Source organism: Paenibacillus sp. fava2, from assembly GCF_058313675.1.
In genome coordinates, this window is record NZ_CM177755.1 from 3,710,726 (window position 1) to 3,727,431 (window position 16,706).

Annotated in this window: 13 protein-coding genes; 9 read left to right on the forward strand and 4 right to left on the reverse strand. The window is 51.8% G+C overall.

Annotation, left to right across the window (positions count from 1 at the left end):
* Positions 1–71: 71 nt before the first annotated feature.
* On the forward strand, positions 72–428 hold the full coding sequence (locus AC4G46_RS15985) for an MmcQ/YjbR family DNA-binding protein (RefSeq protein WP_491123593.1): 357 nt from the start codon (positions 72–74) through the stop codon (positions 426–428).
* Positions 429–559: 131 nt separating this feature from the next.
* A complete protein-coding gene (locus tag AC4G46_RS15990) occupies positions 560–1,690 on the forward strand; it encodes a PQQ-dependent sugar dehydrogenase (protein ID WP_491123594.1) in 1,131 nt (376 codons plus the stop codon).
* Between the two features lie 80 nt (positions 1,691–1,770).
* Here AC4G46_RS15990 and AC4G46_RS15995 read toward each other — a convergent pair whose 3' ends face one another.
* Positions 1,771–2,637, reverse strand: coding sequence for a MurR/RpiR family transcriptional regulator (locus AC4G46_RS15995; protein ID WP_491123595.1), 867 nt, complete (start codon positions 2,635–2,637; stop codon positions 1,771–1,773).
* Between the two features lie 146 nt (positions 2,638–2,783).
* On the opposite strand from AC4G46_RS15995, the gene AC4G46_RS16000 reads away from it, so the two are divergent.
* The 4 genes from AC4G46_RS16000 to AC4G46_RS16015 all read left to right on the forward strand — a co-directional run bounded on the left by AC4G46_RS16000 (position 2,784) and on the right by AC4G46_RS16015 (position 8,925).
* Entirely contained in the window at positions 2,784–3,803 is a 1,020-nt protein-coding gene (locus tag AC4G46_RS16000; protein ID WP_491123596.1) for a Gfo/Idh/MocA family oxidoreductase, read from the forward strand.
* Positions 3,803–4,798: a Gfo/Idh/MocA family protein gene (locus AC4G46_RS16005; RefSeq protein WP_491123597.1), complete on the forward strand. Its 996-nt coding sequence runs from the start codon at positions 3,803–3,805 to the stop codon at positions 4,796–4,798. Before AC4G46_RS16000 ends, AC4G46_RS16005 begins: the two co-directional genes overlap by 1 nt.
* A 287-nt stretch (positions 4,799–5,085) precedes the next feature.
* Positions 5,086–7,893: a DUF8487 domain-containing protein gene (locus AC4G46_RS16010; protein WP_491128895.1), complete on the forward strand. Its 2,808-nt coding sequence runs from the start codon at positions 5,086–5,088 to the stop codon at positions 7,891–7,893.
* A 138-nt stretch (positions 7,894–8,031) separates the two neighbouring features.
* Entirely contained in the window at positions 8,032–8,925 is an 894-nt protein-coding gene (locus AC4G46_RS16015; protein WP_491123598.1) for a hypothetical protein, read from the forward strand.
* A gap of 145 nt (positions 8,926–9,070) precedes the next feature.
* On the opposite strand, the gene AC4G46_RS16020 is transcribed toward AC4G46_RS16015, so the two are convergent.
* Positions 9,071–10,261, reverse strand: a complete 1,191-nt coding sequence (locus AC4G46_RS16020) for an ROK family protein (RefSeq protein WP_491123599.1) — start codon at positions 10,259–10,261, stop codon at positions 9,071–9,073.
* A gap of 220 nt (positions 10,262–10,481) precedes the next feature.
* On the opposite strand from AC4G46_RS16020, the gene AC4G46_RS16025 reads away from it, so the two are divergent.
* The 3 genes from AC4G46_RS16025 to AC4G46_RS16035 all read left to right on the forward strand — a co-directional run bounded on the left by AC4G46_RS16025 (position 10,482) and on the right by AC4G46_RS16035 (position 14,707).
* Positions 10,482–12,239, forward strand: coding sequence for a methyl-accepting chemotaxis protein (locus AC4G46_RS16025; RefSeq protein ID WP_491123600.1), 1,758 nt, complete (start codon positions 10,482–10,484; stop codon positions 12,237–12,239).
* A gap of 133 nt (positions 12,240–12,372) precedes the next feature.
* Positions 12,373–13,026 carry a hypothetical protein gene (locus AC4G46_RS16030; protein ID WP_491123601.1) on the forward strand — a complete coding sequence of 218 codons (654 nt, stop codon included), beginning with the start codon at positions 12,373–12,375 and terminating at the stop codon, positions 13,024–13,026.
* 58 nt (positions 13,027–13,084) lie between these two features.
* Positions 13,085–14,707, forward strand: a complete 1,623-nt coding sequence (locus tag AC4G46_RS16035; RefSeq protein ID WP_491123602.1) for a glycoside hydrolase family 5 protein — start codon at positions 13,085–13,087, stop codon at positions 14,705–14,707.
* A 109-nt stretch (positions 14,708–14,816) separates the two neighbouring features.
* Here the strand turns inward: AC4G46_RS16035 and AC4G46_RS16040 are convergent, their stop codons facing one another.
* Positions 14,817–15,353, reverse strand: coding sequence for a flavin reductase family protein (locus AC4G46_RS16040; protein WP_491123603.1), 537 nt, complete (start codon positions 15,351–15,353; stop codon positions 14,817–14,819).
* 104 nt (positions 15,354–15,457) lie between these two features.
* Complete coding sequence (gene hmpA / locus AC4G46_RS16045; RefSeq protein ID WP_491128896.1) at positions 15,458–16,639, reverse strand: NO-inducible flavohemoprotein; 1,182 nt, start codon at positions 16,637–16,639, stop codon at positions 15,458–15,460.
* Between the last annotated feature and the right edge of the window lie 67 nt (positions 16,640–16,706).

Consider the following 16,706-nt stretch of genomic DNA (forward strand, 5'->3'; position numbering starts at 1 on the left):
TGCCTGGCAGAACGCCAGTTCTTATAATAAGAAGCATTAAGCAGCATGCTGCTAAAGAGAGAGGTACTGAGATGAAACAGAAGATTACGGCTTACTGCCTGAGCAAGCGGGGGGCGGGGTTGGAGCAACCCTTTGGACCCGAATCTGAAGTTGTTAAAGTCGGAGGCAAAATGTTTGCGCTGATCTTTAAGGGAACCGGGGATGAATTCCGGATTAACCTGAAATGCGACCCTGTCATTGCCGGGAACCTGCGTGAACAGCTCGAGGCCGTCAAACCAGGGTATCATATGAACAAAACGCACTGGAATACCGTTATCGTCGACGGTTCCTTATCCCTGGCTGAGATTTATGACATGATCGACCATTCCTATAGCCTGGTTGTCGCCAAGCTTCCCAGAAGCCAGCGCGATTTACTGCCCGAAGAATAGAATGCCGGCAGCTCTGGAATGGTTCCTGAGTTAGGGCTCCTGCAACCGTTTATAAATACATATACAGACAGCTGACAGGAGGAAGCCCACAAACAGGAGAGCAGAGGTGCATCGTATTGAAAAAAATCTGTATGTTATCGTTGCTGACAGCCTTTATAACCGCCGGTTGCTCGTCCGCAGCAGATGAGCCGCCGCTATCCCTGCCGGCAGCGCAGGAGAATCCGGTTCAGGAACAGCCTTCCACTTCAGCGCTGCCTGCACAGACAGGAGTACCTGAAACAGACGCAGTACAGGAACCGGAGGTTCTTGCCGCTAATCTTGAAGTGCCCTGGTCAATCGCCCAAGCCGGCGATGTCTTGTATATAACAGAGCGGACCGGGAGTATCGTGAAAATTGACAACGGGACTGCGTCGAAGCAGCGGGTTGAGTTGAAGAAAGAGCTGGCGGACGTTTCCGAAGCCGGCCTCCTGGGGCTTGTTCTTGCCCCGGATTTTGCGGAGTCCGGACTAGCTTATGCCTATTACACTTATAATGACGGCTCAGAGCTGTTTAACCGCATCGTCACCCTCAGACTGGAGAAGGATGCCTGGAAGGAAGAAGACCTGCTGCTTGATAAGCTTCCCGCCGGCTCTGTGCATCATGGCGGAAGGCTTGGGATCGGACCTGACGGCAAGCTGTATGCCACGGCAGGTGATGCCGGTGATGCGGAGATTGCCCAGGAACGCGGAAGTCTGGGCGGCAAAATTCTGCGGCTGAACCTTGATGGGTCAGTGCCGGGGGATAATCCGTTTGCAGATTCCTATGTCTATAGCTACGGTCACCGGAATGCCCAGGGGCTGGCCTGGACGGAAGACGGTGTATTGTATGCAAGTGAGCATGGCAGCCGCAGCCATGATGAGATCAACGAAATTGAAGCGGGTCTGAATTACGGCTGGCCGGTTATCGAAGGGGAGGAACAACGGGAAGGTATGGTGACGCCGTTATTCACATCAGGCAGTGCTACGACCTGGGCGCCGTCCGGCATGGCTTATGCTGATGGCAGGCTGTATTCAGCGGCTTTACGGGGCAGTGCCATACTGGCATTTGATCTGGAAACTGGCGAGGAACGGGAAGTTGTAACCGGTTATGGCCGGGTCCGTGATGTGCTGATTGCAGATGGCATGCTTTATTTTGTCAGCAATAATACCGACGGGCGGGGGAGTCCTCAGGAGGAGGATGACAAGCTTTACCGCGTCTCCCTGTCCGTGCTGGTTGGGGGTTAATGTTAGATTAAGCGTTCAGTTAAGCAGAAACAGCAGCCGCTAAGCTGCTGTTTTACTTTATAGGGACACCGTGAATCGTGCTACTGTCCGTCCATTAGCTCATTAATGTAACGGCTGTTCAGCGACTGCTCGGCAGACTCTTTGTTATGCTTGTAGGAAATCTTATAGATGCAGGAAAAGATTACGTTCAGCACATATTCAAACGCCATCTGCGAGGAGAAGGTTCCGATCTTGGCATGCTTGACTTCGTCATCAGGCACACAGATACAATGCGTACTGAGCTGCGCCAGCTCACTTTGACCAGCGGCGGTAATTGTAATAACAGGAACCCCCTGCTGTCTGAGGTGGCGGGCTGCTTTTAAATATACCGGTGAATTCCCGTGGTATGTAACAAAGACTGCGCAGTCCTCCGGCGTAAGATTAACGGTATGGTATGCCCATTCATGCAGCTCTGTTGCAATTACGGCATATTTGTTGATTTTGATCAGCTTGTTCTGAAAGCTCCTGGCCCGGATCTGGGAATCCCCCAAGGCATACATAAAGATTCTTTTTGCCTGATCCAGCATACCCGCTGTCTGTGCAAGGACTTCATCGTCCAGATAGGCATAAGCCCTGCTGACCGTTTCTTTCATTAGTCCGGCTATTTCGCCTGCTACCTGGAGCGCGGTTTCCCCATAGCCAAACGGATAATTCGGATCGACACTGGAGGGGAGCTGGGTTTGCTGCTGAAATTCGCGGGCAAGCTGGAGAGTGAACTCCTTAAACCCGGATAAACCGAGCTTGCGGGTCAGCCGGTTGATTGCCGAGTGGGATGTATAGGTAGCTTTGGCAAGCTCCTGTATGTTAAGCTGCAGCATATTTTCCCTGTGGTGCAGGATATAGGCTGCGATGCTCTGTTCGTTAGTTGTAAAATGGGGCATTTCTGATAATTGCCGCAGCAGCTTCAAATCTTCTCACCTCGATAAACATTTTGTTCAATCATGAAGGGCAGATGGTACAGTGATTTGGTCGTTTGTACCGTTTTGCCTCCAGATTCTTTACGCCTGTATAAGTTCCTTTATAATAAACGAAAAAGACCACAGGGGGAATGCACATGCTGACAATCGCTTATATCGGAAACGGCAAAAGCACCAACCGCTATCACCTGCCGTTTGCCCTGAACCGGGACTATCTGAAGGTAAAAAGCATTTACGCCCGCAATCCGCACAAAGCAGAATGGGACAAGCTTCCAGGTGTTCTGTATACAGATGATATCCAAGCAGTAATGAACGATGCCGAGATCCAGCTGGTCGTTGTATGCACCCATATCGACTCGCATTATTCGTATGCCAAGCTGGCGCTTGACCACGGCAAACATGTGCTGGTGGAGAAGCCTTTTATGATGAGCGCGGAAGAGGCACAATCGATCTTCGAGTATGCCCGGGAAAAGAAGCTGATTATCCAGTGTTACCAGAACAGACGCTATGATTCAGACTTCCTCACCACGAAAGCTGTAATCGAATCGGGCAAGCTTGGCGAGCTGCTGGAGGTTGAGATGAATTATGACTATTACCGGCCGGAGACTCCGAATTCGGTTGAGCAGTTTTCACGGTATAGCAGCTACCTGTTCGGACATGGCGTTCATACCCTTGATCAGGTAATCTCTTATTTCGGGACACCGGACCGGGTGCATTATGATGTGCGGCAGCTGCTAGGATCAGGCAGAATGAACGATTATTTTGATCTGGACTTTTATTATTCCACGCTGAAGGTATCGGTCAAATCGAGCTTTTTCCGTCTGAAGGCATGTCCGAGCTTTGTGGTCTACGGTAAAAAAGGGGTTTTCGTCAAGCATTCGATTGACCGCCAGGAAGAGCACCTCAAATTATTTTACCTGCCGCAGGGACATGCCGATTTCGGGGCGGATACGCCCGAACATTACGGGACGCTGACTTATCTGGATGATGAGGGCAACTACCATGAAGAAAAGGTTGTTTCCGCCAGAGGGGATTATGCCCGGGTCTATGACGACATCTATGAGGCGATTGTGAACGGCCGGGAAAAAACAATCAGGGATGATGAAACGGTTGCCGTCATGGAGATATTAGAACGCGGGATTGAGGGGTGCAGCTGATGAAGCTAGGAATTGCCGGAGCGGGGAACATTGTGCTGGATCTGCTCAGCTTTGTGCAGGAAATACCAGGGATTGCTATACAGGCGATCTGTTCCAAGCCCGAACATCAGGAGAAGCTGCTGTTGCTGCAAAAGAAACACAGGATTCCGCAGATTTACCACAGCTATGAAGCGATGCTGGCGGATACGGATGTCGATACAGTCTACATCGGACTTCCGAATCATCTGCACTTCACCTACGCCAAGGAGGCGTTGCTGGGAGGCAAACACGTGATCTGCGAGAAGCCGTTCACCTCGAATCTGGGAGAATTCCTGGAGCTGCAGCAATTAGCCCTTCAGAACAGGCTGGTTCTGGCCGAGGCCATTTCCAACCAGTATCTTAACAATTACCTGCTGCTGAAGGAGCACCTGCCCAAGCTGGGCCCCCTTAAAATCGTAGAATGCAATTACTCCCAGTATTCGTCGAGGTACGATGCTTTTTTGGCCGGAGAGATGCTGCCTTCCTTTAATCCGGAGCTGTCCGGAGGGGCGCTGATGGATATCAATATTTATAATATCCATTTTGCAGTCGGCTGTTTCGGTAGTCCCGATAAGGTGCAGTATCATGCCAATATGGACCGCGGCATTGATACCTCCGGCATTCTGCTGCTGGATTACGGTAATTTCAAATGCGTCTGTATCGGGGCCAAGGACAGCACCGGACAGAGCGGAGTGAATATTCAGGGGACTCGGGGATATATCCATATGTCCGGGCCTGCTAACGGGATTGACAGCTTTGAATATGTACAGGGCAAAGAGCCGCCCGTGACGATAGACCGGAAGAATCATCCTCACCGGATGCATGATGAATTTAAGGCGTTTGAACGGATCATCCGGGAAGGGGATCTGAGTACAGCGAGCGAGATGCTGGAGCACAGCCGCAAGGTTATGCAGATCGTTGAACAAGCGAAGCAGTCAGCGGGGCTGGTGTTTGGTGCCGACCGGCGTGGCGCGTAACGGAGCAGAACGAAGAAAATAGCGGTTATAGTTGTATGAAGTGCAGTTAGAGTAAAATGAGTGTGGTATTAAGGCGTGAACGAAATGAAAAACTTATGCTAATAAGCCGTACGGGTCACCGTAAGGCTTATTAGCATTTTTGTACATCTGTTATTGTTGTTATTATAAAAATTATATAAATTGATAACATGTAAATATAGGACTATAATTAATATCAGGCCTATACTATTCATCAATTATATTAAATTAGCAGAAATATTCGATTGGGAGTGGGATTCTTGCAGACAATGATCAAGCTGGAAGGTGAATGGAAGCTGCAGCTGGATGGAGACAAAAAGGGGCTTGTATTGCCTTACACTGATACTATCCAATTACCGGGAACGACCTCATACGCCCGAAAAGGACCCAAGAACGAGGAGGTTCTGATCAGCGCACTGACTGATGAATATCTGTTCGAAGGACAAGCCTGGTATTCCAGAGAGATTGATATTCCGGAGGAGCTGGCCGGTTTGTCATGCCGCTTGTATCTGGAGCGCACGCGGATGACAACGCTTTATATGGACGGGAAGGAAATCGGCAGCCGGGACAGCCTGAACACTGCTCATGTGTACGATTTGGGCCGCCTGCCGGCAGGCAGCCATAACGTTACAGTCTGTGTCAGCAACACCGGGTACCCTACCAAAGGCGGACATATGACCTCCCCGGATACCCAGACTAACTGGAATGGCATCACCGGCCGGATGGAGCTGCAGTTCTTCGCTGAATCGTATTTGAGCGGAATCCGGCTTACTCCGGATGTGGCAAGCCGTTCGCTCCGCGTCGCAGCCAAGCTTGAAGGCAGTGCAGAAGCGGTGCTGACAGTATCCGCTGCAAGCTTCAACGGTGATGCTGTGAATGCAGCCGGACATGTGGCGGCTGCACAGACGTATGTGCTCACACCGGGGGATTTTGACGTAGAATACAGCCTTGGCTCTGACGCGCTGCTGTGGAGTGAATTCGCACCCCATCTGTACAATGTGAGCCTTGCTCTCAGTACCGGGGAAGGCGTTGCAGCGGACCACAACGAGCTGGTCTTTGGTCTGCGTGAGTTCAAGGCGGACGGCGATAAATTTGCCATTAACGGACAGAAGACCTTTCTGCGCGGCAAGCATGACGGACTGATCTTTCCGCTTACCGGCTATGCGCCGACCGATGTGGAAGAATGGGTCAGAATTCTCGGTATTTCCAAATCCTACGGCATCAACCATTACCGCTTCCACACCTGCTGTCCACCGGAGGCGGCTTTTACAGCGGCAGATTTGCTGGGCATCTATATGGAGCCGGAGCTGCCCTTCTGGGGAACCGTCACTGAACCGTCCGACGATAACCATAATCAGGCGGAGCAGGATTATCTGGTGAGCGAAGGCTATGCCATTCTGCAGGCTTTCGGCAACCATCCGTCCTTCGTTATGATGTCACTCGGCAATGAGCTGTGGGGCAGCAGAGCCAAAATAGATTCCATTCTAAAGGAATACAAGGAATTTGACAGCAGACCGCTTTATACACAGGGCTCCAATAATCACCAATGGGTGCCGGAAATTCTGGAGCACGAGGACTTTTTCTGCGGAGTGCGGTTCTCCAGAAGCCGGCTGTTCAGAGGCTCCTATGCAATGTGTGATGCGCCGCTGGGTCATGTGCAGACCGCTGTGCCGGGGACGATGAAGGATTACGACGACCAGTTCGTGCCCCCTGCATTGGTGTCAGGTGCGGACGGAGGAGCAGGAACCGGAGGTGAAATTCAGATCCAGTACGGCACTGAAGCCAAAACCGTACAGGCTGATGATGCTTCCGGAGAATGGATTCCGCACATCCCGGTCATCTCGCATGAGATCGGGCAATACGCGACCTACCCCGATTTCGAGGAAATTGCCAAATACAGCGGACCGCTCAAGGCCAAAAATTTCGAGGTCTTCCGTGAACGCCTGGAAAAGAACGGCCTCGGCCATCTGGCTGCCAGATACTTTGCAGCTTCCGGCAAGCTGGCGGCAGCCTGCTACAAGGAAGAGCTGGAGGCTGCCTTCCGGACCAAGCGGCTTGCCGGGTTCCAGCTGCTGGATCTGCAGGATTTCAGCGGACAGGGCACGGCACTGGTTGGTGTTCTGGATGCTTTTATGGACTCCAAAGGCATGATTACAGCGGAGGAATGGCGCAGTTTCTGTAATGATGCAGTGCTGCTTGCGCGTTTCCCGAAATATAACTACGTTTCCGGGGAAACGTTCCAGGCGGACATTGAGCTCAGCTGGTTCCGCAGCAGTACTCCGGATACGCTTGAGCTCAGCTGGTCTCTGACCGCTGAAAGCGGAACACTAAGCGAAGGAACTGCTGCAGCAGAGCTTCCGGCAGATGCTAATTATTTTGACCTGTACCAGCTTAAGCTCGACCTTCCGGTTGTAAAGGCAATGACCTCCGTTAAGCTGAGTCTGCAGATTACCGGCACAGATATCCGCAAGAGCTATGATCTTTGGATCTATCCCGAATCAGGCAGCACCGGACTTGAAGATGTGCATGTATGCCTTGAGCTTGATGAACAAGCGCAGGCGCTGCTGGAGCAGGGGGCAGACATCCTGCTGATGCCGGACCCGGATTCGCTGAAGAATGCGGTCCAAGGCTTTTACAGCACCGATTTCTGGTGTTATCCGATGTTCCGTTCCATCTCCGAGAGTATGAACCGTCCTGTTCCGGTCGGTACGATGGGACTGCTGATTGACAATACTCATCCTGCGCTCCGCAGCTTCCCGAGTGAAGAGCACTCCACTTATCCTTGGTGGAACATTATCGAACATTCAAAATCTCTGATTCTGGACGGTACGGATCAAAGCTGGAGTCCGATAGTCCAGACCATCGATAATTTTGAGCGTAATCACAAGCTGGGCTTCCTGCTGGAATGCCGTGTTGGTGACAGCAGGCTGCTGATTTGTCCGCTTGATGCAGATAAGGCTGCTGAGACTCCCGAGGGCAGACAATTCCTGTCCAGTCTTACCGGCTACATGCGCTCTGAGTCATTTAATCCGGAGGCAGAGGTAACCATTGACGAGCTGCAGCGGATTATTCGGTAAGCGTCTGCAGCTTCCTCAGATGCAGTTACGAAAAGGTGTTGTAGTCTGCTCTCATTGACCTGGTGCCATTTACCAGTCCTCTGCCGGCAAAATAGTGTTATGGTAGAGGGTAGCAATGGATACGAGGTGATAAGTTGTATGACTAAGAAACACTGTTTGTTCTGTGATGCTATTGTTCCGATCGAACGGGAAGGGGAATATGACCGTTATCTGGATTGCTCCTGCTCTCCGGGCGGGTTCTATTTCCTCCATAAGGACAGCTATGATGCGATTAATACTCTCCCGCACGCTGCCAAGCGGGATCTCCTGCATGTTGTTTCGGGCTTCATCAGGGAAAAGACCGATTCTGGAGAGCGTGTCAATCTTTCATCCGGTGATCTGGAATCCATAGCGGGCAGTCCCAAAACCCCGGTAACAATCGAGGACAAAGGAAACCGGCTGCTGCAGTTCCTGTACCGGCATTCTGAATCTCCGGGGGATCCTGTTACGATTCATCCGCTGTCTGCCAGCTTCAACCTTACCTATTCCCCTAACCTGCAGGAATTGGTATATATCATAGACAAGCTTGGAAGTGAGCAGCTGCTCATCCGGGAAGGGATGAATTTTCAGCTCACGCAGCAGGGGTGGAATGAAGCCGCCGCAAGTGCGGGCGGCAAGAAATTAAAGCCCTGCTCTGTGCTTCTTCCCGCTAATGATGAGTTTACTGCCTTGTGGCAGGAACATTTATTGTCCACAATCGGCCAATACGGTTATCTGCCGTCAGTGCTTAATCATCCGGCGGCGAACGTCAGCGGGCAGTATCCCCTGGAGCAGCTTGCCGAGAGCAAGTTGATTATTGCTGATTTAACAGGCTGCTCAGCCGGTGTCTATTTCGCAGCAGGCTATGCGCTTGGACTGGGCATTCCGGTAATCTGGACAGTACACAGCAGCGGAGCCGGCCAGCTTGATGTACAGCTGCACGACATCCGTCCGCTGGTCTGGGATACGGCAGATGAGCTGGCTGTGCTGATCAGGCAAAGACTCACTAAATAACCCATAACCCGGTGTCATTGCCGGTAATTAACGCGGAACAGCCTGTACCGGATTATTGATCCGGTACAGGCTGTTTCTTTGTGTAGTGTCACCGACTAATAAAATCACAAAACTTAAGATGTAGTCGAGAAGGCCGCCACAGCTTTTAATTCAGTTCCCATTCGTGAAGCAGCATAATTGCCGCTCCGGTCGCCATTGCTTCATCCGTAAGCGCACCCTGCGTGAAGACGGGACTGTACTCCGGGTAGCGGTACGTATTCTTCTTAGCAACTTCTACAGCGGTCTGGAAAACCAGCGGGTCGGCACTGACCAGCGGACCGCCGAGAATGACATATTCGGGATGAAAGGTATTGATCAGGTTGGCTAGTCCGATACCCAGATAACGGGCCGTTTCGGTAAACTGCTCCTTGACGAGCGGATCACCCTGTGACAGGGCATCGACAAGTACGGTGAAATTGACGCGCTCCGGGACAAGCGCCGACAGAAGGCTGCTTCGACCGCTGCTTAGCTGGCTGCGGACCCGCTCCTCAAGCGAGGGTACAGATACAAAGGCTTCAAGTGCGCCATAGTTCCCCTTATCCCTCAGCCGGGGACCCTCGGTCCGGATAATCATCTGTCCGACCGCTCCTTCTGTGTCGACGGCACCGCGGATGATTTTGCCGCCGGACATCAGTCCGGAACGGATATTGGCTCCGGCATGGACATAAAGCGCATGCTCGACATTTTCCCTGCGGAAGGCCCAGTGTTCGCCGATTAACGCCGTGTTGGCGCCATTGTCCAGCTTGGCCGGAATTCCCAGCCGCGCAGTCAGCATCTCACATACCGGTACGTTCTTCCAGAAAGGGGAGGGGAAGAGCTCCGGCTCCAGAATCACCCCGTTCTTCTGATCCAGCGGACCAACGGCGCCAACGCCGATCCCAAGCACCTGCTGTGATGAAATCCCCTCCTTGGCCATAAAGGCATCCGCAGCTTTACCGACAAGATCCACCAGACGTTCCGGCGTCATCCCGGCATCCATCTCCCAGCGTGCCAGAGATAAAGTCTTGAGATGCAGATCATACAGTCCAAGCTTGGAATATAGTCTGGATATTTCAAGCCCCAGCAGATAGCGGTGGCCGGGGTTGGTCTGGAACAGAACCGGCTTCCGTCCGCCAGTAGAGCTGCCGAAGCCGGAGGCGATAATCAGCCCCTGTGAAATCATGTCTTCCAGCAGCCGGGTCAGACTGCTGCTGGCCACAGCAAAATGCTGTAATAAATCAGCCTTCGAAACGGTACCATGCTCGAAAATCCGGTCATATACCTGTTTTTTTATAGAAGGAGCTGAATGAGTAATCATATGTATTCATTCTCCATTTCCAAGTCAAATAGTCGGGTTATTTTAAGTATAGCGGCAGCTTTCCGTTTTTTCCAGAGTATATGCGGCAAATTCTGAATGGAAAAAAAGGATTTTCATAAAAGTTGTCGAAAATTTCCGGTAGAGGGACTTTTGTCATTGCCAACTCGGCAAATCCCCACTACTACAAACGCAACTGACATGCGCGAAAGGGAAGGCTTCTATGTTTGCTTTTATCCGAAAGAGTCTGATTGCCCGGATTCTCTGTGTGACCACTGCAGTTATTCTGGGAATCACGGCAGGTAATCTCGCCATCCAATGGGTGAATACCGGAACAGCCGTTCAAGGAACTATCAGCAGCTACAACATGAACATCGCAAGCCATTATGTAACACAGCTCGATGCCGGACGGTACAGTGAGTTTCTGGCAGACCCGCAGGAGTCGGAACTTTACTGGTCATTACGTGATGAACTGGACCAGTTCCGTACATCCATCGGAGCCCGGTATGTCTATTTCGTAAAAATCGATGAAGCCGGCCAGCCGCTGCTGATGATTGACGGCAGACCGCCTGGCGACCCGCTGGCATCCCCGATCAATGAGGAGACCGATATGCCGGAAACTGCCGTCAAGTCCGTTCTCGCAGGGGGAAATGCCAGCTCTGAGCTGATCAAGAATCCTGAATACGGTGATTACATTTCCGCCTTTGTTCCGGTCAAAAATGAACAGGGTGCGCTTATCGGGGCGCTGGGAATCGATACGGATGTTACAGTGGTCAGTTCACTGACCCGGGATGTGCTGCTCCAGAGCCTGCCGCTCTACAGTATTATTTTAGCGGTCTCACTGGTTGCGCTTGGCGTTATCGCCTGGTTTATCACCCGTTCCTTGCGTCCGCTGCATACGATAACTGCAGGTGCGGGGGCGATGGCGGGCGGGGATCTGGCGGAAGCTTCCCGGATTCTGCACGGACGGCCGGTCAAATCCCGGGATGAGATCGGAACCGCCTATCAGGCTATGCTCAAAATGTCAGGCGAATTGAATATCCGGGTTAAAGGAATGGTCTCGAATGTATCAACAGCTTCTGATTACCTGTACGGCACCTCAGAGACCTTCGCCAGAAATGCGGATGATGTGCTGCGGATGAGTGAAACCGTGAACGTAAAGATCGGAGATATTTACTCCGGAGCAAGCACGCAGACGGAAGGCGCGCAGAGCAGTGCGCTGGCGATGGATGAGATGGCGCAGGGAATCGCGCGGATTTCCGCAGCTTCTGCTTCTGTATCGGAGACTGCCGTACAGGCGCTGGATAAGGTAAATACCTCCCAGACCGCCATGTCCCGGATGAGCCGGCAAATGGAATCCATTGCTGAATCAACAGACGAAACGATGAATATGGCTATGCTTCTTCAGGGCTATACTGCTGAAATTGAAGGCGCTCTGGCGGCAATCAGACAGTTCGCCGACCAGACGAAGCTTCTGGCTCTCAATGCTTCGATAGAAGCAGCCCGGGCAGGAGAACACGGACGGGGGTTCACCGTCGTCGCCGGCGAGGTGCGCAAGCTGGCGGAAGGCTCTGCTTCGGCAGTGGAGCGTGTTGCAGACTTGCTGATACATATCGGAACAGTATCCTCCGGCATAAGTACGCAGATGACGGAGGCTTCAAGAGAAGTAGGAGAAGGTGTTCGAATGTCCGCCGGGGCAGAGGAAGCGCTGGTGCTTGCAGCAGCTGCGTTCCGGGAAGTGGCGGAACAGATCGTTGATGTATCAGCGACAGCTGAGGAGCTGTCCGCAGGGTCAGAGGAGGTTGCCGCCACTGTTGGCAGCATGGCTATGATTGCCGGCGGGGTTACCGAGCAGACGCGCCAGATCCGCGAGCTTACCGATCTTCAGCTGGAGAAGATCAAAGAGGTATACGAAGCCTCGAGAGTAATCAGTGTAAGTACCAGCGATATGCGTCAGGCGATCCTGCAGGTCAGGGTATAGCACAAACGGCTGCATTTGTCCTATATACAGGATAATGCAGCCGTTTCTTTCTGACCGTTAAGCCCTATGTTATAGTAGGTATTGGAGTGCTCTATCCAAAACAAGGACAAGTATAACAGGGGGAAACCATGATATGATTTCACGCAAGATTTACAGGGGAATCTGGAAAGAGGGACAGGCAGCAGCCGGCCTGCAGGCATTGCAGGAAGACATCCGGGCTAAACAGCTTGTACAGGACGGGGTGCTTATGACGGCAGCAGCTTTTTCCTGGCAAAATAATGTCTTTCTCTATTACGAGTGCATCAGCGAACAGGTTGAACCGGCGATGGTGGCCGGTGCCGCCGGGCAATATCTGATTGACTGGGAGGGCGAGGCAGCTCCGCGGAAGTGGGTAGAGATGATTGATGTCTTTCACTTTAATGAACCGGCCGGGTATGAGCACTGGCTGCGTAAGGCGGCAGTGGAGCGGCGCGGGGGCAGAGTGGCCCATCTGAAGCGCGAAAAGGTAGCAAGCTATATTTATTATCATTACCAGCTGCAGGAGGAACGGGCGTTCCACGGCAATAAATACGATATTATTGCCATGCACGAGAACCTGCTGTTCGGCTACCAGGAATTTCCGTCCGTTGTGGAAGAGCCGGTAGTTCCGGGCCGGCTGAGCACCAAAGGAACCCCGGTCCCGTGGGAGGATTCGCGGATGGATCTGCATTTCCAGCCCTGGGAGGACGACGATTATTTGTACTTCAAGCCGGTTGAGACAGTATTCGCCTATTACATAGAAAATTAGCACCGGATGTGATTGTTGTAACCGCTTCATATTTTGCTACGGGAGGTCAGCCGGACAGATGAATGAAAAAATGAGCAAATCGAGGGTTAGCGGATTTCTTAGGGCTGAGGGCAGAACGGTTGTAAACGGCAAGGGCGAAGAGGTATTGCTTAGCGGCTGGGGACTTGGCAACTGGCTGCTTCCGGAAGGGTATATGTGGACTACGGACGGAAACGGCCGGTTTGACCGGCCGTCAAGGATTGAGGCTGTGATCCGTGAATTAACAGGAACAAAGTTCGCTGAGCAATTCTGGACGGCATTCCGCAACGCCTACATTACCAGAGATGATATCCGGCTGATGGCGGAGCAAGGTTATAATTCTGTGCGTATTCCGTTCAACTGGCGTATTCTAATGGAGGATGAGCCGGGAATGGTCTGGAAGGAGGACGGGTTTCGGCTCATTGACCGCTGCCTGGACTGGTGTGAAGAGTTTAAGCTGTATGCCTTTCTGGATCTGCATGGAGCTCCGGGTGGCCAGACGGGTGCAAATATCGACGATTCTGTAGATGATGTGCCGCGGCTGTTCACGGATCAGGACAGTTGGAATAAGGGGCTTGCGCTGTGGAGACAGCTCGCTGAACGGTACAAGGACCGCTGGATTGTCGGCGGCTATGACCTGCTGAACGAACCGATCAAGACTCCTTCTGCCGGACAGGATTTTGACTATCTGGTTCCCAGGCTGGTCCAGTTCTACGAGGAGGCGGTTGCAGCCATCCGGGCTGTGGACGATAAGCACATGCTGTCTATCGAAGGGCATCACTGGGCGACGGACACAAGTATTTTCCACAAAAAGTATGATGACAATATGATTATTCATTTTCACCGGTATGCCTGTTACCCGGATCTCAGCTCTTTCACGGAATTCCTTGAAGTGTCCGCGAGATTGAATGCGCCGCTTTGGCTGGGGGAAAGCGGCGAGAATCTGAACGAATGGTATACCGCCATCTATCCGCTGGCTGCGGAACTGAATATAGGCTACAATCTGTGGCCGTGGAAAAAGATGGACAACACCAACTCTCCGTATTCTGTTAATCTGCCGGAAGGCTGGAATCTGCTCATGGATTACACCAGAGGGGGAGCCCATCCCGGTTATGAGCAGGCTGGTGCAATACTGGAGCAGTATTTGGAGAACATCAGGGTTGAAAACTGCCGGTATAATGCTGAAGTAACGAAAGCAGTGTTCAGAACACCGGGCTGTACCGTCCGGGCCACGGATTTTGATCAGCTGCCAGGTAAAGGGCAGTCGTTCAGCGGGCTGCGCCGCCAAGGGAATCCGTTTAAATACCGGGCAGGCACCGGAATGCACATTGTGGAGGAGGTACAGCGGGAAGTCTTAACTAAACGTTTTGTCTTCGACATTTTGTGGGACAGGTTTGCGCTTGAGCTGGAGAGCGGAGAGTTTGCTGCTTATACGATCAACGATACACGGGAGGACAGCAGTATCTCATTCACCTATAGTTGTAAAGGGCCGGCGGCTGTGGCTCTTTTTCAGGATGACCGGGAAATCGCTTCATTAACGCTTCAGTCAGGGGAGCACAAGCAGACTACTACTGCGGTAGGCTTGGCGGCTGCCGGCAGTTCCCGCTTAAAAGTTGCTGTTAAGTCAGGGACAGTGAGGCTGGACCGGATTATTTTTAATTGAAAAATAACAAACAGCAGCGCTTCTCCGTCATCCGGGGAAGCGCTGCTGTGCGCTGGAGCATTACAATAAAGCATGGTACTGCTGCTGTAAGTACATGATTATGGGCAGCCTATTGCATAAAACGGAAGCTCTTTTGCCGGCCGTCTCCGAAATAGAGTATGTTGTCGAGCTCTGAGGCCTGCAGCCCGCCTTCCTCATTCAGCACATTTCCGGCAACATAACGGCCCTTGATCTTGGCCAGAATGTTGGTGATTCCCTTAAACTGGTCATGCTCAATCACATGGATCAAAGTGCATTCAATAGCAATCATGCATTCACGGATAACGGGTGCATTGACAGTATGCGCCTGCTCATGCGTCAGATCAACGTGGTCAAATTTGCTGATCTCTTGTCCGGAATGTGCGCCGCAGTAGAGAATCGCGTCCATCAGCGAACGTCCGGGAATATTGATGACGAAATCCCGCACCGCCTTGATCTGGTTAACGGCATAGCCTTTGCTGCTGAAGCCCAGCATCATCATGTCCTTCAGTGAATAGGAAGAGGAGATAGGCGTCACGTTCGGCTTACCATCCGCATCATAAAAGCTGACCAGGATAACCGGGAACCCGTAGTACATTTTCTCATAATCAACAGCTACCTTTTCCATTTGAGTAATCCTCCTGAATATGTATACCGCTCAAAGCGGCTTCTATACCAAAGGATAGCGCAAGCCGGAAAAGAGTAAGGGTGACCAGACGCACAGGTCTAGGTCTAGCTGTTCTGTAATTGCAGAGCCGGACCAAAGAACTCGTAATGAATCTGCTCTTCCTTCATTCCAAGCTTAATCAGCTCGCGGATCATGGCTTCCATGAAAGGAACGGGGCCGCACACATAGGCATCACCGGCCACATCCACATAGCTTTTCAGAATTTCGCCTGTAATCACACCGTCAGGTCCGCCGGACAGGAAGGTTTTGGTCTTGGCATTGCTCATAGCGGCTGCGTATTTCTCAACATCCTGGCGGAAAGCGGCGAGGGCTTCATTGCGCGCAGAATGCAGGAAGACTACCGGCCGGTCCGGTGTTTCATTAGCAACCGTTTCGAACATGCTCATCATAGGGGTAATGCCTACACCACCGGAGATGAACGCGACAGGTGTGGTTTTGGAGACATCAAGCATGAATTCTCCAGCAGGAGCACTGACTTCAACAGTATCGCCTTCGTTCACCTGATTGTGCAGATATACGGACACAACCCCATTCGGATCGTTCGCTTCCTCGCGTTTTACGGAGATGCGGAATTCGTCCGCTTTTGGAGCCTGGGAGAGACTGTACTGACGGATCATGGTGTATTGCTCGCCTGGAATTAACACGCGCACCGAAATATACTGGCCCGGCTTGTAGTCGGGAACATTCGAGCCGTCTGCAGGCTTCAGATAGAAGGAGGTAATATTGCCGCTCTCCTGTACTTTACGGGCAACGGTGAACGGTTTGAAGAAATTCCAGCCGTTCTCCTGCTCGCGGGCTTCTTTATACATGCTGTCCTCAACACCGATGAAAGCATCAGCGATAACGCCGTAAGCTTCTTCCCAGGCCTGCAGAATCTCAGGTGTAGCGGCATCGCCAAGCACTTCCTTGATTGCTTTTAGCAAAAATTCACCGACGATCGGATAATGCTCCGGCTTAATGCCAAGACTGACATGCTTGTGGGCAATCTGAACTACCGCCGGCAGAATGTTCTCCAGGTTATCGATGTGTACGGCTGCGGCATACACTGCGTTCGCGAGTGCGGCCTGCTGACGGCCTTGTGCCTGGTTGGCATGGTTAAACACATTCAAGAGTTCCGGGTGGGCTTCGAACAAATTCCGGTAAAAAGCGGTTGTTATGGTTGTTCCGTGCTCTGCCAATACCGGCGCTGTCGACTTAACAATGTCACGTGTGTGTTGTGATAAAATAATGTTCATCCCCTCTCAATTAATCCAAAATTAATATATACCTAATTTTAATTAAAAGATATATTTA